Genomic DNA, 16905 nt, shown 5'->3' on the forward strand with positions numbered 1-16905 from the left:
ACGGGGGTAGTGCTCCACCCCCGTACCGGGCAAACGGCGTGCTCGGGCGCACTGGTTATATCCAGTTTGGCCGGAATGGTCAGAACTTTTGGCCAGATGAACGCCCGTTTCGATACCCTGAGAACGCAACAACGATGCATTTCGTACGCACGCTGGCCATAACCAGTTGAAAAAGGAGTACCTATGACCGCCGAAATTACTCGCCTGGAGGGACAGAACCCCACCGACAACGAGCAGCTCATTGCTTGGATCAACGAGGCGGTCGACCTCTTCGAGCCGGAGAAAGTCGTCTTCGCCGACGGCTCCGACGAAGAGTGGGACCGCCTCACCGCCGAGCTGGTGGACGCCGGAACGCTGATCAAGCTCAACGAAGAGAAGCGCCCCAACTCCTTCCTCGCGCGATCCCACCCGTCTGACGTGGCACGCGTGGAATCCCGCACCTTCATCTCCACCGAGAATGAAGAAGACGCCGGTCCCACCAACAACTGGATGAAGCCGGACGCACTGAAAGAGGAGATGCTGGAGCACTTCAAAGGCTCCATGCGAGGGCGCACCATGTACGTCGTGCCGTTTTGCATGGGCCCCATCTCCGACCCGGACCCGAAGCTGGGCGTGCAGCTGACCGACTCGGCGTACGTCGTGCTCTCCATGCGCATCATGACCCGCATGGGCACCCAGGCGTTGGAGAAGATCCAGGGCGACAACTTCGTGCACTGCCTGCACTCCGTCGGCGCCCCGCTCGAGCCGGGCCAGGACGACGTGGCGTGGCCGTGCAACGACACCAAGTACATCTCCCAGTTCCCCGAGACCAAGGAGATCTGGTCCTACGGCTCCGGCTACGGCGGCAACGCCATCCTGGCCAAGAAGTGCTACGCCCTGCGCATCGCGTCCGTGATGGCGAAGGAGGAGGGCTGGATGGCCGAGCACATGCTCATCCTGAAGCTCACCTCCCCGGAGGGCAAGGCCTACCACATCGCCGCCGCGTTCCCGTCCGCGTGCGGCAAGACCAACCTGGCCATGATCACCCCGACGCTCGAGGGCTGGACCGCCGAGGTCGTCGGCGACGACATCGCGTGGATGCACCTGCGCGAGGACGGCCTGTACGCGGTCAACCCGGAAAACGGCTTCTTCGGCGTGGCACCGGGCACCAACTACGCCTCCAACCCGATCGCTATGCGCAGCATGGAGCCGGGCAACATCCTGTTCACCAACGTTGCGCTTACCGACGACGGCGACGTCTGGTGGGAAGGCATGGACGGCGAGGCCCCGGCCCACCTCATCGACTGGCGCGGCGAGGACTGGACGCCCGAGTCCACCTCCAAGGCGGCCCACCCGAACTCGCGCTACTGCGTGGCCATTGAGCAGTGCCCGGCCGCAGCGCCCGAGTTCGACGACTGGCAGGGCGTGAAGATCGACGCGATCCTTTTCGGCGGCCGCCGTCCCGACACCGTGCCGCTGGTGACCCAGGCGCACAACTGGGAGCACGGCACCATGATCGGCGCGATGCTCTCCTCCGGCCAGACCGCCGCGTCCGCGGAGGCGAAGGTTGGCTCCCTGCGCCACGACCCGATGGCGATGCTGCCGTTCATGGGCTACAACGTGGGCGACTACTTCCAGCACTGGCTGGACATGGGTGAAAAGGGCGGCGACCGGATGCCGGAGATCTTCCTGGTCAACTGGTTCCGCCGCGGCGACGACGACCGCTTCCTGTGGCCGGGCTTCGGCGACAACTCCCGCGTGCTCAAGTGGGTCGTGGACCGCATCGAGGGCAAGGTCGACGCCGACGAGACCGTGGTCGGCTACACCGCCCGCGCCGAGGACCTGGACCTGACCGGCCTGGACACCCCGATCGAGGACGTGCGCGAGGCGCTGTACCCCGACCCGGAGCTGTGGAAGGAAGACCTCGCCGATTCCCGCCGCTACCTCGAGGGCCTCGGCTCCCGCGTGCCGCAGAAGCTCTTCGACCAGCTGACCAAGCTGGACGAGCGCATCCAGGCCGCTTCGAAGTAGCGGTTCGGGCCACGTGGTCCGCTGAAAGTCGAGTGCGGAAGGTCGAGTTCGGCACCAGAGCTGGGTGTTCTCGACCTCTCGCACTCGACTTCCGTGGGGTGAGGAATGCCGACCGCCCAGTCACGCCCGCAGGACGAGGACAAGGTTGGACACGGCGAACTCGCGGAGTACCGGCACACGGGTGAGCCACCACGCCCACCACGGGTGGTAGCGGGGGAACGCGGCCACGAGCTGGCCGGTGGACTCGGCCCATTCGAGCCCCTCGCGCGCGGAGATGGCGAACAGGGACTCCCCGAAGACGTTCTTCGGGTCGCGGCCGTGCACCTTCGCGTATCGACGCCGCGCGTACTCCCCACCCACGTAGTGCTGCCACAGCCCCGTCTCGTGCCCGCCAAACGGCCCGAGCCACACCGTGTAGCTGAGCACCACCAGCCCGCCGGGTGCGGCCACGCGCAGCATCTCATTGCCCATGGCCTGCCAGTTGGGGACGTGCTCGGCGACGTTGGAGGAGTACACCACGTCGAAGGATTCGTCGGCGAAGGGCAGGGCTGCCCCGTCGCCGCGCACCGCGCCGAAGCCGGTGAGCCCCGCCGCGGACAGCTCGGAGACGTTGGGTTCGAGGCCGACGTAGAAGCAGTCCGCGAACGCGTCGGCGAAGTAGCCTGGACCGCCGCCGACGTCGAGGACGGATGCACCTCGCAAGCTCGAAGCAGGGGATAAGGAGAGGTCGTGGCAGAGCGCGTCGAGAAGCGAGCGCGTGTCGCGGGCGAGCATGGAGTAAAAGATGCGCGGGCGGAACTGCTCGTAGGCGAACGCGCGTAACAGCCGGAGCGAGCGACGAAGGGTGGCCATCCGGCGGGTACGGTGCATAGCGATGAAGATACTGCTTCTATGTTGGCGCGATACCACCCACCCGCAGGGCGGCGGGTCGGAGCGCTACCTCGAGCGCGTCGGCGAGTACCTGGCCGCGCAGGGCCACGAGGTGGTCTACCGCACAGCGAAGCACACGGACGCGCCGCGCAGGTCAACCAGGAACGGCGTGCGCTACGAGCGCGCCGGCGGCAAGTTCGGCGTGTACCTCGCCGCGCCGCTGTCCATCTGGCGTAACCGGCCGGACGTGGTCGTGGACACCCAAAACGGCATTCCGTTTTTCGCGCGATTGTTCACGCGCGCGCCCGTGGTGTTGCTGACGCATCACTGCCACAGGGAGCAGTGGCCGGTGGCGGGCCCGGTGATCGGACGGCTCGGGTGGTTTTTGGAATCGAAGGTGGCACCCAGGGTGTACCGGGGGTTGCGGTACGTGACGGTGTCGGAGGCCTCGAAGCGGGACCTGGTGGCGCTGGGGGTGCGCGAGGCCGACATCGAGATCGTGGAAAACGGCGTGGACCCGGTGCCTGCGGACGTGCCTACGCTTCACGACGACCACAGGTTGCACCTGGTCACCCTCTCCCGCCTGGTGCCGCATAAGCGCATCGAGGAGGCGATCGACACGGTGGCGGAGATGGATAACGTCGTGTTAGACATCATCGGGTCGGGCTGGTGGGAGGACGAGCTGCGTGACTACGCCGCCCCTCACGGTGACAAGGTGGTGTTCCACGGGCACGTCTCGGAGCCGTACAAGCACGCGCTGCTGGAACGGGCCGCAGTGCACGTGTTGCCGTCGCGGAAAGAGGGCTGGGGCATTGCGGTGATCGAGGCGGCGCAGCACGGGGTGCCCACCGTGGCGTACGCGTCCGCCGGCGGGGTGGCTGATTCCATCCGCAACGGCGTCACCGGCAGACTGGTCAAGACTGGGGAGGATTTTGGGCGCGTGGTGGGGGAGACCATTGGACGTCGAGAGGCAATGGCTCCTGCCGCGCGGGCGTGGGCGGCACGGTTTTCCTGGGAGGGGACCGGCCGGAAGTTCGCGCGTGTTATTGCAGATGCGTGGTCCAGTTGAGCTGCTGGATCTTCGTGTCCAGCTCGCGGTAGGCCTTTGAGGCGCTGTCCGCCATGTCGCGAAGCGCCTTGACATCCACGGTGGGCACGAAGCGTACTTCGGAGCGCGAGTAGCGGGCGTTTGACATCGTCGCGGCGTCGGCGACCGCGGCGTAGAGGCGGCGGGAGCGCAGTAGGGCGTCACGGCGCGCGATGGCGTCGGTAAGCGTCGCACCCTCGAAGGCGGTCTTCGCGTTGGTGTGGTTGATGCGGCGCACCAGCGTTTCAATCTCCTGCAGCAGCCCGGCGACTTCCTCGAGCATGTCCGCCGGGTCCTCCGGCGGGGTGTCGCCCTCCTGCATCAGCGCGCCCTGGACCAGGCGTTCCTGCAATTTGTTCAGGCGGTCCTGCGCCTCGGCGCGGCGCGCCAGTGCCTCTGCGAGCAGCATGTGTGCCTCCTTGAAGTTGCTGTCCCCGTTCCCGACCCTCACGGCCGCATCCCGTACACCCCCAACGTCGCGGTAGTAAATCGTGCTCGGTTAAACCCTGTGGTGGGGGTTGTGCCCGTGTGCGTCGTGCAGGCCGCATGCGTTGTGCGTGTGAGCGGAATCGAACCGCTTCAGCCTTGATACGACCACAAGGCGCCATGCAAGGTGTCCTTTACCCCGGGCACAAGGGGTTGACGTTCGCTGGGTGCCGGCGCGGTTCCGCTACCGACAGTTTCTGCAGAGCATAGCAAAAGCGCCCGCCCTTGGGGAAGGGCTGGGCGCTACAGGCGGGCGCGATTACGCCGCGGAGGGGAACAGCTGGCCGTCGCGGAGACGGTCGCGCATTTCGGCCTCGACGAGCACGGGGACAAAGTCCTCGATCACTGCAGACTTGCGGTGCGTGCGCAGGACAGCATCGAATGCGTCGTTGATCTCGAGCGCGTCGAACTGGCCGGCGAACTCGGTGAGCAGGTCCTCGCGGATGTTTCGCAGGGCGCGCTCGCGGATGATGCTGAAATCGATGTTGTTAGCCATGGTGTGTTCCTCCTTGCAGAAGCTGTATCTGCTCCTTTGGTTCCATTCGGGGTCACGCTTTCATACGTAACCTGTTGTTCATCTTGCGTTCACTTTAGGCTAGAGGGCGTTAATCGTGCAAGAGGGTCAATGATTGGCGCTGTTCGATAATGGGCGCAGACCCACTAATTTCGGGAAAGTCGCTGGAAGGGGCCGTTTCTGGGCCTATTGTGATTTCCGACACATAGCACCAACGGCACCACGCACCACAGCCCGAACAACGCGATCCCCACCGCGGGCATTGGTTGGGCAGGCGCACCTGTGAACGTCACCGACCCGTCGGCGTGGACCACCACGCCGATGCCAAGTTTGCGCAACCGGGCGGGGTCGGCGGACTCGGCGAGCGCAGCCTGGGCCGCCGCCCAACGTTGCGACGGCGGATCCACCGCCACCCCGTCAACCATCAACGCGCCGGATTCAACCACGTTCATGGCCTTGGGGGCGGGGTCGGCGACAGGATGGCCGTCGATACGCATGAGCGCGGGGCGCGACTCGAAGAAGACGTCGCGGCCGCGGTGGTCCACGGCGGGGATCTCCACAGAGGTGGGGGTCAGGGCCGCTACCGCGACGGGCGCGTCAGGAACTTGCAGCAGCGCGAACGCGGTCGCGGCCAGCGCCCGGCGGCTATCCAGGGCGCCCGCGGCGGCGACGAAGGCGGGGACGGCGAGGATGAGCCACTTTTGGCCATCGCGCAGCAGCCCCGCGCCGGGAACGTGCTGGACCAGCGGCGCGGTCAGGCCCGCCCAGGACGCCAGCGCGACGGCGAAACCCGCGGCGGCGAGGAGCAGCCAGCGGCGAGGGACCGCGCGCCACGTGAGCGCGAGCAGCGCGAACAGCGCGATGCCGAACAGCGCGCACCCGGCGGACCGCGACGCTGGCACCGCTTGGCCGTTCCAGATGCCGCCGAGCCCCAGCAACGAGCCGAGGGTGCCAACCCACTTCTCGGCGCGCGGAGCGAACGCGGCGGCCGCGGCGGCGGAGGAGGTGCCCGGTGCGGAGGCGAAGACGCCGGCAACCACCCACGGCGCACAGCTCAAGGCAGTAACCACAAGACCCCGTCGCCCGCGGGCAAATGCTGCCGCCGCCAACGCCCCGGTAGGTGTCAGGGAGGCGAGCCAGTGCGCGAGCCCCGACATCGGGTGAGCGCCGAGCGCTACCAGCGGCAGCAGCCACGCCGCCGCGGCCAAGGACCATTGCCCCTGGAGGAGCCGCTCCACCACGAAAGGGTTCCATACCGCCACCGTCATCGCAGCGGCCCGCCCAAATGGGGAGCGCCCCAGCCGGTAGCCAGCCCATGCGCCGCACGCGGCGGCGGCGACCATGAACATGCGCAGGAACACCACCGGCTTCGGCAGGATACCCAGCAGGGCGTCCTGGGGGACGTTGCGCGCGGCGAGATCGCCCCAGCCGAGCGATGCGCGGGTGAGCGACATCGAGTCGAAGACCACCATGTCCCGCAGCGCGAACGCCTCGCCGGGCACAAGAAACGGCCAGGTCAGCCCGAGAACCAACAGCGCGCCGTACGCCGGCGCCCACCACCGCTCAGCGGCGGCGCGCATAGAACACCAGGCCCGCGATGAAGGCCGCAGCGGCGATGGTGCGGGTGACACCCGCCATGACCTGCAGGCCACGCAGCCACGCCACCTCACGTCGCGCCGCCGCAACCTGCGAGGACTTGGTTTCCTCCGCCAGCGTCCACTGGTCTTCGCCGCAGCCCCAGATTTCGTCCACGATGCGCCCGGTGCGCCGTTCCGCATCGACGGTGCGGGTGCAGCCGCCGGTAAGCTCCGCGCTGTACTTGTACGTCTCCAGCCCGCGCACTGAGCCCGGGCCGAGGTAGTCGAACGGGACGTCGGCCCCGGCCGCCGGGTCGAACAGCGGGTAGGAGCGTCGCTCGGGGCGGTACGGCATCAGGGGGCCCAGCCCTGCGCGTCCCTTGGCGGGGAAGGCGGTGGAGGGGTCGATGGGGAAGGCGTCCACCTCTTCACCGTCCACGGTCACCACCGCGTCGAGCCGCTTCGGGGCTTCGGTGAGGGTGATGGTGCGGGTGCGGGGCGAAGCGCCGTCGAAAAGCACGGTGTACTCCCCAGGGGCCAAGGTGCGCTGCTTGGCAATCACGATGGGGGAGGCGATGTTGAGCGCAGCGCAGACGACGATGATGCCTAGACAGGCGGCTAGTCGGCGTCGCAGGTTCACCCGTGTCACCCTACCGGGTGGCTAGACTTGCGCCATCGTGAATAGCCCCGCCATTTTGCCCGAGCTCGACGGTCTGCGCGCCGTCGCCGCGTACGGCATCGTGGCCACGCACGTGGCGTTTCAGACCGCGACGGATTCTGCACTACTGGAGCGCTTCGACTACTTCGTGGCCGTTTTCTTCGCGCTCTCGGCGTTCCTGCTCGCGCGCGGGGGCATCAGACCCGGCTACTACTCGCGCCGCGTGGCGCGCCTCGCGCCCGCGTACCTCGTGTGCGTGGCGGTGGTGCTGCTCGCGCTGCCGCCGCTCGCGGGAGTCTCGTGGGGGCAGGTGGCCGCGAACGCCCTGTTGGTGCAGGTCTACGTGCCGCACGGGCTTATCGACGGGCTCACGCAAATGTGGTCGCTGTGCATCGAAGCCGCGTTCTATGCGGTCCTGCCGCTGTATCTGCGCCTCGGGACGCGCAGGCGGCGCGTGGTGCTGGCAGGGGCGGTGGCCCTGGGCCTGGCCTGGCCGTGGGCGGTTGCGGGCCTTGGCGATCCGGCAGTGGTGAACCTGCAGATCTGGCCGCCCTCCTACGCGCCGTGGTTCGCCGTCGGGCTCGTGCTGGTGGAGCTGGAGCGCGCCGGGGTGCGCTACGCCGGGCCGCGATGGCCGTTTTTGCTGTTGTCGCTGCCGGTCGCGTGGTTCGCCGGCGTGATCGGCCCGCGGGGCCTGGAGCACCCCTCGCCTGCCGAGTTCAACGCGCGCGTGCTCCTCGGCGCGGTGTTCGCGGCGCTGGTGGTGGCGCCGTATGCGCTGGGGCAACGGATGCGGGGCACCGTGCTGTCCTCGCGGGTCATGCGCACGCTGGGCCACTGGTCGTACTCGGTGTTCCTGTGGCACATGGCGGTGTTGTACTTCGCTTTCCCGGTGCTGGGGGTGCCGATGTTCGCCGGGCGGTTCGCGCTGGTGTACCTGGCCACGGCGCTGGCCAGCACCGCGGTGGCCTACATCTCCTACGAGCTGGTGGAGGTGCCCGGCGCGCGGTTGGTCAGGCAGGCCACCGCAAAGCAGCCAGCCACGACGAGGAAGGTGGACGATCCCGCGTAGTTCGCCGCCGGCCAGTGGGCGCGGGCCAGCACTAGGCCGCTGACAGCCATGGTTGCGGCGGATACGGCGTGCATGGGCAGGACCGTGACGCGGCGCACCAACCACGCCAGCGCGGCGGCGGCAAGGCCATGAACGGGAAACGCTGCGATAACGGCGGCGGTGGGGGCCCAGTTCGCGTTGTCGGGCGGGAGGTAACGGTCCTCCTCGCGCCGCCACGGCACCCACAGGCACCAGGCGAGGATGAGCAGGCTGAACGCGCCGCCGAAGAGCAGCGAGTACCGGTAGGCGTCCTCTCCGGCGAAGCGCATGCGGAACTCGCCGGCGGCACCCTCGGGGACGCGGAAGGCTTGGGCGCCGGCGTCGATACGCACAGGCTCGAGCTCAGTGCCGCCGAGGGTGGCTCGCAAGCCCTCGTTGAACGCGCGGGTGGTCAGGATCAACCGGTCGCCAGCGCGGCTGGGAAGCGGCGCGCGGGAGAGCATGACCGTGTCCGCGCGGGTGAACAGCTCGTGCGTGCCGGCTTCGAGGAACACGGTGCCGGCGTGGCGTTCGCCGTCGATGGTGGCGGGGCGCGATAGCTGCCAGGTGGCGGGCTCGTTCGTGGTGAAGCGACGCTGGATCACCGTGTTTGCGGGGAAGTGGCGCTGAAAGAAGTAGCGGTCGGCGGTGCCCTCCACCTCCACGATGCGGCGCACGCCCACGTCGAGCTCGCGGATGCCCACTGGCTCGGTGAGCTGCAGGAGCGTGGCGTCGCCGCGGGTGAGCCTGCGCGGCTGGTCCTTCACCAAAGTGACGCGACGGCAGGTGCCGTTGCCGCCGCAGAGTTCCACGGTGGTGTCCGCGGTGGCGGTGACCGTGATGTGCTCCTGCCGGGACTGAAACTCGATCCACGCGTCCGCGTCGCCAGGGGCGGGCCACCAGGCGGTTTCCGACAGGCCGTCGAAGGCCGCGGTGAGCGACTTGGACGGGTCCGGGCCGCTGAACGCCCCGGCGTCCGCGGCCGACGAGGAGGCGCGAGCGGTGCCCTCCATCGCCACCGCGGTACGCGCGCCGGCGGAGGGGTAGTCCTTCACCCGGTTGCGCACCGTGGTATCCTCCCAGACCCCGTAGAGGTAGCCGGACTGGCCGTCGATAGTGCCGTAGTTGCGCACCGCCAGCGCCGGGGTATCCGTGACCACGTCGGCGTCTCCGCTGGTCAGCCGCGCGGGGAAGTAGCCCAGCTCGCGCCACAGCAGGGGGAGCACCTCGCCGCCGCCGTCCACGGTTACCGGCTCGCGGTCGGTGGTCATCACGTCAGCCGCCGGGTCCAGCAGGAAAATGTCCACGTCGCCGAAGCTCGCGTCCGGCTCGCCCAGATTCGGCGTTACCGGCTGGCGCTCTAGGTCCCGGCGCACCACCACCGCACCCACGCCGATCGAGCGCAGCGCCTGCCTATCGACGAGCTCCGCCTGCCCCTCCAGCCCCCGAATCGCCTCCGGGTCCACCAGGGGCACCGCATCCCGGAAGGCGAACCTTGCGCTGGTCAGGGCCTGGATCGGCTCGTCGCGGGTCCACCCCCAGGTCTGCCGGGCAAAGGACGCCGGCGGCACCACCAGGGTGCGGGTGCCGGCGGCGTGCTCGTCCAACCATTGCCCCGCCGCGACCCAGTCCGCGGAGACGTCCTTCCACGTGCCCTCCGGCAGCAGGCGCAGCGACCACGCCGGGGCCATCGCCACCGCGGCAGCAAGTGCCACGCCGACCGCCTTCGGACGGTTCACCGTCGCCGCCGTGTGCCCGACGCCGAGCGCGAGAGGCAGGTGCACCAGGGGGTCGAATTTGTGGAGATTGCGGAAGGGGGCGAGAGCGCCGTCGTAAAGCGATGTGGCCAGGTGGGCTGAACCGAGCACCCAAAACCCCACCGCAAACACCGCGAGCAGCGGCCCGCGCCACGGCATGTCGCGGCGCGCCAGGCCCGCGAGGCCCGCAGCGGCGACGAGGCAGGTGGCGATGATGAACGCGGGCTCGGCGACCAGCAGGTGGCCGGCGGCGCGCTCGGTGTCCACGAACGGGGTCCAGCTGGTGGTGCCTCGCAGGATCTCCACCGGGTTGAGCCAGGCGGTGGTCACGCCGGCGGACTCAATGAAATCCGTGAACGGAGGGGAGTAGCGGCCGAGTACCAAAAGCGGCCCCACCCACCACGCGGACACGGCCGCCGCGCCGAGCGTGAACCTGCCCGCGGCGCGGTAGGAGCGCCTGGCAATGAGCAGCGCAAACGCCGGCAGGCACGCCGCGATGGTGGCGGTGGCGTTCACCGCACCCATCACAGCCACAGCCACCACCGCCGGCGCGATACGCGGGGTGCGGCGCGTCAGAGGCACCAGGGTCCACGGCACGAGCGCCACCGGCCACGCCTCCGACGAGATGGCTGTCAGCGTGGTCAGGATGCGCGGACTCAACGCGTACACACCCGCGGCGAGAACCTGGGGGAACGTGCCCCGGATACCCATACGGCGCGCCAGCGTCAGAGCACCGGAATACGCCAGGCACAACAGCAGCAGCCACCACGCCCGCTGGATCAGCCAAGGCGGGAGGTGCAACAGGTGGCCGGCGAGGAAAAACGGGCCTTGGGGAAAGAGGTAGCCGTAAGCCTGGTTCTGCACCTGGCCCAGCGGGAACTCGTCGGTATAGGCGTGGGTGGCGCGCCGCAGAAACCGCAGCGGATCCGCCACCAGGTCGAACTTCGTGTCCGCGGCGACGTGACCCGGCGGCTGGGCGAGCACCACCAGCAGCAGCGCCAGCCAGCCCACGAGGTGCGAGCGCATCCCCCGCACCGGCGCCTACTTCCTCGAGCCGTACTCCGGCCCGCCCAGCACAGCATCGTCCGCTGACACAGCCGATCCCTGCGGCACAGTGGACTGGCCCGAGACCGCCGCGATGCCCAGCACCCCCACCACACCGAGCACCACACCCACGACCGTGCTAGCCAAAACGGGCGCGGTGGCGCGCCGGGCAAGCGACGCCGGCAGAGCGAATACTCGGTGGGACATGTCGGAAAAGCGTACCAGTGACGGGTACAGTGGCGGTGTTTTGAAACGACAATCGAGGGGTGACTAGATGCGGGCTCGAGCAGGTGCGGCAGCGCTTGCATGCGTCTCCACGCTCGGGCTTGCTGCTTGCTCCTCCCCGAAACCCGCCGTAGAGGAGTCGCCGGCGTTGGAGACCGCTGAGGTCCGCGAAAGCGCTGATACGCAACCCGCAATCGCCGCTCCGGCCCAGGTACACGCGCCAGCCCCCCTCTCGCCGGCCCAACAGCGGGTGCCGCACGACCTGCGGCAGAAGGTCGCTTCGCTCATGGTGGTGGGGGTGTCCAACTACGACCAGGCCCGGTTCGCTCTCGACCAGGGGGTCGGCGGACTGATCATCCCCAGCTGGGCGGACCCTGCGCTGCTCACGGAGGTCGGGCGCGACGTCAACGCACTGCGGACGCAGTACCACCGGCCGTTCAGCGTGGCCATCGATTTCGAGGGCGGCCGCGTGCAACGCCACACCCAGGTGCTGGGCGATTTCATGCCGCCACGTGCGCTCGCCGGCCAGCCCCCGGAGGTGATACGCGGCACCGGGTACGACATCGGCCGCGCGCTGCGGGCGCACGGCATCAACGTGGACTACGCGCCGCTGCTGGACCTCGACGTGAGCGGCCTGGACATCGTTGGTGACCGCTCGTTCCACGGCAACCCGGATGAGGTGGTCCGCGTAGCCGGCCTGTTTTCGCAGGGCCTTATGGACGCCGGGGTGACCCCCACCTTCAAGCACTTCCCCGGCCACGGCCGCGCTTCGGGAGACACGCACCACCAGCTCGCCCTCACACCGTCCTTGGGGGAGATGAAGGAGCTGGACCTGCGCCCCTATGGGCCGCTGCTTGAGCAGTTCCCCCGGGCGAGCGTGATGATGGGACACATGATCGTGCCGGGCCTGGGGCCGGAGGGCGTGCCAAGCTCCATGAACCCCGAGGCCTACCGCCTGCTGCGCACCGGCGATTACCCGGGCGGCGTCCCGTTTGAGGGGGCCGTGGTCACCGACGACCTATCGGGCATGCGCGGCATCCTCGACTACGCGCCCACCCGCGACGCTGTGGCCAGGGCCATCGGCTCGGGCGCAGACCAGGCGCTGTGGTCCTCGGGCGCGGACCTGCCCGGCATCATCGACCACATCGTGTGGTGCGTGCAGAGCGGCTACATCCCCGAAACCCGCATAGACGAGGCGGCGGCGCGGGTGCAGCAGCAGCTCATCGACGTCGGCTTGTAGCACACCGCCACTGCCACATCTAGGCGGCTTCAAAGATCTCCATTACTGTGGGACGGGTGACTACGGTGAAGGCAACCTCGCATAAGAAGGGCCGCTCCGGCAGCGCCCCCGGCGGTGCTGCTGTGATGGGCCGCGGAAGCAAGATCGCCCTCGGCACACTCCTCGGCATCCTTGCCGTGGCTCTCGCGCTGTACCTGACCGATCTGGCAATGCACCGCGGAAACGTGCCCCGCGGCACGCACGTGGGCGGCGTCAACATCGGTGCGATGGCACCGGAGGAGGCCCGCGATAAGCTCGAAACGGAGCTTGGCGGCGTTGCAGATGAGCCCGTCGAGGTCAAGGCGGGGGAGAAGCGCTCCGAGTTCGTCCCGGCAAAATCCGGCCTCGGCATCGACTTCGACGCGACCGTGGCGGCGGCCGGCATCGAATCCGCCAACCCGGTAGACCGCCTGCGCGGGTTGTTTACCACCCACGAAGTGGACGTTGTGCCGACGGTCGACGACGCTGCCCTGAACAGCCAACTCGACCGCCTGACGCACGAGCTGCACGTGGACCCCGTCGACGGCGCCATCCGCATTGAGGGCGGCAAGGCCGAAACATCCGACCCGAAACTGGGCCAGGACGTTGAGCGCCCGGCGCTCCGGGAAGAAGTGACCACCGGCTGGTTGAGCCCGGGTGGTATCGAGGTCGAACCCGCGAAGGTGCAACCGGCCATCAACGATGCCGCGCTGAAGGCAGCCCTGGGCGGACCGGTGCGCGCCGCTTTGGACGGGCCCGTCACGGTGACAGGTAAGGAGGGCGTGGCGGCAGCGGTGCCGCAAGACCGCCTCGGCGAAATCGTGCAGTTCCCCGGCGTAGACGGCCGGATCGAGCCGCGCGTGAACCAGGACGCAGCCCGCACCATCCTCGGCGACCAGCTTGCTCAAACGGAGGTGGAGGCCAAAAACGCCCGGGTGCTGGCAGGCGGCGGGGTCGAGCCGTCCGTGGACGGCTCCGTCGTGGACTGGGACGCAACCATGGTTGGCTTCGACCAGCGGCTGCTGGGCACCGAGCCGCGGTCCTGGGAAGCGGTATACAAGGACGTGCCGGCCCAGTTCACCACCGCCCAGGCGGAGAATGCGACGTTCAATGACGTAGTCGGCTCCTTCACCACCAGCGGCTACTCGGGTGCGTCCGGAACCAACATCGCGCTGGTGGCAAGCACTGTCAACGGCGCGATTGTGAACCCCGGGGAAACGTTCTCCCTCAACGGCTACACCGGCCCGCGTGGAACGGCGCAGGGGTATGTGGAGTCCGGCATTATCCTGGACGGCCACGCGGACACGGCGGTCGGCGGCGGCATCTCCCAGTTCGCCACCACGCTGTACAACGCCTCTTACTTCGCGGGCATGACGGATGTGGCGCACACGCCGCACTCCTACTACATCTCCCGCTACCCGGCCGGCCGCGAGGCGACCGTGTACGAGGGGGCGATCGACCTGCAGTTCCGCAACGACAGCCCCCACCCGGTGCGCATCGCGACCAGCGTCGGCGGCGGGGAGGTCACCGTGAGCCTCATGGGAGTCAAGACCGTCACCGTCGAGTCCGTCAACGGCGGCCGCTGGGCTCAGACTTCGCCGCAGCCGATGAACGTGCCAGGCTCCGGCTGCGTGCCGTCCTCGGGTGCACCGGGGTTCACCACCTCCGATACCCGAATCATCTACGACCTCGCGGGCAACGAGCTGGATCGCGAAACCCAAACCACGGTGTACAACCCGCAGCCGATCGTGCGCTGCGGCTAGGGGCGGCGGTAGAAACCGCACGCCCAACCCTCACGCCGTGTTGCCGGCACTTCCGTGGCCGGTGCGCGTGCTTGTGCCCAGGTCGAACAGTGGTGGGTCCGCCGACCTCGCGGTCGGTGGGTCATCGAACGCGGGATATCGTTCCCTGGCCCGGCGGATGGTCCTTTGACCTGGCGATTGCTCATACTGGTGGGTGCTGGTCCGAACTGGCGGGCCACCGTCGGCGGGGTGGTGGGTGATATCCCAAGTGGAGGGGTCTTTGGTGAAGTACCCCTTCCCACCCGCGCCGTCCCTGTTGTCGTTGTTGCACATGTGGTGCTCGCGGCACAGGAGGATGAGGTTGTCGAGGTCGGTGAGGCCGCCGTGCAGGTATGTGTGGAGATGGTGGGCCTCGAGTTCCACGCCCGGCTTGGTGCAGCCGATCCAGGCGCATACTTGCTGCATTGCAAGCAGCACCAGTTTTTGTTCCACGCTGGCCAACCGTGCGCGTCCCAGTGAGAGGGGCACGCCGGTGCACGAGTCGAGCTGGAGCGCGAACGAGTCGCCGGCTAATCCGAGACGGATCACGTCCAAGGCGTTAAGGGATACCGAGGTGTTGGTGGAGAACTCGGTGTACGCGTCAGCCCCGAGCAGTTCTTCCAGGGTCATCGTCACAACGACGGTGCCCACTCCCCGTCGTGCCGCGGTGGAGGCGTTGCCGTGGCGGTTCACAATGTCCATGAGCTGATCGAAACGGCGCTGCCCGCGCGTGCGTTTGTCCTCGACTCCGTCCGGCAGGTTGGCTCCGAGGGCCTCGCCAGCGGCGAGGGCGGCTTCGAATGCGGCGCGGCTGGCTTTGTCGAAATAGATCTTGCCCCAGGATCCCCCGTCGCTGTCTTCCTCCCCGAAGATCATGGTGCGCTCCTTGAACGCGGCGAAAGGATCCTTCTTACCCTCGTAATCCCTGCCTCTCCGGTTCGCGCGTTTGACCAGGTTCACCACGTACTTCCGCAGCTCCTCTGCAGACATGGTCTCGGAAGCTTCTAACGCACGGGCGTAGATCTCGTCCCGGCCGGGGTCAGCGTGCTCGTTGAGCTGCATTAACGCTCTTTCAATGATGCGCTTCTTCTCGGCGTTTGCTTTCGCGGCGGCATTTCTAGCGCGCTCCTTCGCTTTCCGGGCCTCATCTTTGCGGCGCTGTTCTTCCTCCGCACGCTTCCGGCGTTCCTGCTCATCCGCCGCGGGATCCGCTGGCGGTGCGGGCACTTCTACCTCGCCGAACATGGTCTTGGCCTGGCTGAGCAAGCTGAACGCGTCGGAGCGCGGCAGGCCGAGCTGTTTGGTCAGGTATTCCACGGGGTGGTTCGCCCCGACTAAGCGGCCAGCCCCGTCGCGTTCGCACAGGAACGCAAACGCGATATTGGCGTTGGACAACAGCGGCAGCGCTGCGTGCAACCGTTCCATCGCGTGGTGCGTGGATGACAGGTGGAGGGATTCGGGCTGCATCATGAGCGCCTCAAGCGCTGCAAGGCTATTGACGATCTGATCAACGTGGTGGTCAATTACCGTGGTCACGCCCGCGTTCCCTTCCCGAAACCCATCTTCAACGAACGAACACGCCACACGCTACGGCACGCGCCGACACGCCAGCCCAAAAAACGCACAGACGTTCGAATGTGGCCGCCCGGCCAGCAACTTTAGCTCGTCGATAAGCGCCAGCGTCCTAGTCGGGAAACCGCGGCGGCACGTGCTTACCCACCTCGCGTAGCAGCCCCCACACCGTGAGATCGGCGTAGAGCGGGTCGCGCGGCATGAGTGCGTGGAGCGGTGCGTACCCGTCGTACCACCGCCCGGAGTCGATGTTGGCCACGTCCGCACCCGGGCCGGCCTCCAACATGGACGCGGAGGCGGGTGTGACCACGGTGTCCGCGGGTGAATATATCGAGGTGTAGACGATCCCTGGCGCGGTGTCGGGGCCGCTCGCGAATTCGCGCAACCACGCCGAGCCTGCCAGCTGCTGCGCCGCCCCGGGCGCAAACAAGGCGGTGAAATGTGGGTGCCGAGACGCCACCTCGCCCATCTGCCCGGCGAGGCCCCGGAAATCCGTGCCGTGGAAATTGCCGCCCATCGCCACCACTCGCCGCACCTTCTCCGCGCCGCCGCGTGCGATGAACAACTTGGTCATCAGTGCGCCTTGCGAGTGCGCCACGATGTCCACCTGCTTCGCCCCCGTCTTACGCAGTACGCGGTCCACGTGCTCCTCCACGTCGCCGACGATCGAGTTCAAGTCGCCCGCGCCGAAGAAACCGGGTGCGATCATGTCCCCGTAGTCGTACCCCCACACCCAAAAGCCCTGCTCACGAAGCGTCTGAGCGTTGGATTCAAATGCCGCGGTCCGCGAGTTAATTCCGTGGATGTATAGCACCGGCGTGGGGTGCTCCGGCTTGAAGTTCCTGTCGTTGAACGGCATCGGCGGGCGGTTTTGCAGCCCGCGCACCGCTCCGTACCCGGCCGCAAGTGTCATCATCGCGCTGCTCAGTTTCATCCTTTGCAGCATATTGCTTATCGACGTCCTCCGGCCATCACT

At 67.9% G+C, this 16905-nt stretch carries 14 protein-coding genes; 5 read left to right on the forward strand and 9 right to left on the reverse strand.

The window, feature by feature from the left end; genetic code table 11:
- The first annotated feature begins 183 nt into the window (after positions 1-183).
- Positions 184-2010, forward strand: a complete 1827-nt coding sequence (locus HMA55_RS07845) for a phosphoenolpyruvate carboxykinase (GTP) (RefSeq protein ID WP_181192496.1) — start codon at positions 184-186, stop codon at positions 2008-2010.
- Between the two features lie 120 nt (positions 2011-2130).
- On the opposite strand, the gene HMA55_RS07850 is transcribed toward HMA55_RS07845, so the two are convergent.
- Complete coding sequence (locus tag HMA55_RS07850; RefSeq protein ID WP_181192497.1) at positions 2131-2880, reverse strand: class I SAM-dependent methyltransferase; 750 nt, start codon at positions 2878-2880, stop codon at positions 2131-2133.
- Positions 2881-2884: 4 nt separating this feature from the next.
- Here HMA55_RS07850 and HMA55_RS07855 point away from each other — a divergent pair, with 4 nt between their 5' ends.
- Entirely contained in the window at positions 2885-3949 is a 1065-nt protein-coding gene (locus HMA55_RS07855; protein WP_181192498.1) for a glycosyltransferase family 4 protein, read from the forward strand.
- On the opposite strand, the gene HMA55_RS07860 is transcribed toward HMA55_RS07855, so the two are convergent.
- The 4 genes from HMA55_RS07860 to HMA55_RS07875 form a co-directional block, all read right to left on the reverse strand.
- The gene (locus HMA55_RS07860) at positions 3924-4376 is read right to left on the reverse strand and encodes a DIP1984 family protein (RefSeq protein ID WP_181192499.1); all 453 of its coding nucleotides are present in this window, start codon (positions 4374-4376) and stop codon (positions 3924-3926) included. The two genes, HMA55_RS07855 and HMA55_RS07860, sit on opposite strands and share 26 nt — an antisense overlap.
- Before the next feature lie 336 nt (positions 4377-4712).
- Complete coding sequence (locus HMA55_RS07865; RefSeq protein ID WP_181192500.1) at positions 4713-4949, reverse strand: three-helix bundle dimerization domain-containing protein; 237 nt, start codon at positions 4947-4949, stop codon at positions 4713-4715.
- A 164-nt stretch (positions 4950-5113) separates the two neighbouring features.
- Positions 5114-6547 carry a hypothetical protein gene (locus HMA55_RS07870; RefSeq protein ID WP_181192501.1) on the reverse strand — a complete coding sequence of 478 codons (1434 nt, stop codon included), beginning with the start codon at positions 6545-6547 and terminating at the stop codon, positions 5114-5116.
- On the reverse strand, positions 6531-7184 hold the full coding sequence (locus HMA55_RS07875) for a porin PorA family protein (protein WP_181192502.1): 654 nt from the start codon (positions 7182-7184) through the stop codon (positions 6531-6533). Before HMA55_RS07875 ends, HMA55_RS07870 begins: the two co-directional genes overlap by 17 nt.
- Before the next feature lie 37 nt (positions 7185-7221).
- Here HMA55_RS07875 and HMA55_RS07880 point away from each other — a divergent pair, with 37 nt between their 5' ends.
- Positions 7222-8274 (forward strand): acyltransferase family protein, encoded by a 1053-nt coding sequence (locus HMA55_RS07880; RefSeq protein WP_257802496.1) that lies wholly within the window; start codon positions 7222-7224, stop codon positions 8272-8274.
- Here HMA55_RS07880 and HMA55_RS07885 read toward each other — a convergent pair.
- Together HMA55_RS07885 and HMA55_RS07890 are read right to left on the reverse strand one after the other, a co-directional pair.
- A complete protein-coding gene (locus HMA55_RS07885; protein WP_181192503.1) occupies positions 8181-11075 on the reverse strand; it encodes an alpha-(1->3)-arabinofuranosyltransferase domain-containing protein in 2895 nt (964 codons plus the stop codon). The genes HMA55_RS07880 and HMA55_RS07885 overlap by 94 nt on opposite strands.
- Positions 11076-11090: 15 nt before the next feature.
- Complete coding sequence (locus HMA55_RS07890) at positions 11091-11300, reverse strand: DUF2613 family protein (RefSeq protein WP_181192504.1); 210 nt, start codon at positions 11298-11300, stop codon at positions 11091-11093.
- A gap of 67 nt (positions 11301-11367) precedes the next feature.
- Here HMA55_RS07890 and HMA55_RS07895 point away from each other — a divergent pair, with 67 nt between their 5' ends.
- Together HMA55_RS07895 and HMA55_RS07900 are read left to right on the forward strand one after the other, a co-directional pair.
- Positions 11368-12558 (forward strand): glycoside hydrolase family 3 N-terminal domain-containing protein, encoded by a 1191-nt coding sequence (locus tag HMA55_RS07895; RefSeq protein ID WP_181192505.1) that lies wholly within the window; start codon positions 11368-11370, stop codon positions 12556-12558.
- 125 nt (positions 12559-12683) lie between these two features.
- Complete coding sequence (locus tag HMA55_RS07900; RefSeq protein ID WP_181192581.1) at positions 12684-14339, forward strand: VanW family protein; 1656 nt, start codon at positions 12684-12686, stop codon at positions 14337-14339.
- 30 nt (positions 14340-14369) lie between these two features.
- On the opposite strand, the gene HMA55_RS07905 is transcribed toward HMA55_RS07900, so the two are convergent.
- Positions 14370-15893 carry an HNH endonuclease signature motif containing protein gene (locus tag HMA55_RS07905; RefSeq protein ID WP_181192506.1) on the reverse strand — a complete coding sequence of 508 codons (1524 nt, stop codon included), beginning with the start codon at positions 15891-15893 and terminating at the stop codon, positions 14370-14372.
- A gap of 148 nt (positions 15894-16041) precedes the next feature.
- The gene (locus tag HMA55_RS07910) at positions 16042-16863 is read right to left on the reverse strand and encodes an alpha/beta fold hydrolase (RefSeq protein WP_235961862.1); all 822 of its coding nucleotides are present in this window, start codon (positions 16861-16863) and stop codon (positions 16042-16044) included.
- Positions 16864-16905: the final 42 nt, after the last annotated feature.

This window comes from Corynebacterium wankanglinii (genome assembly GCF_013601005.1).
Lineage (GTDB): Bacteria > Actinomycetota > Actinomycetes > Mycobacteriales > Mycobacteriaceae > Corynebacterium > Corynebacterium wankanglinii.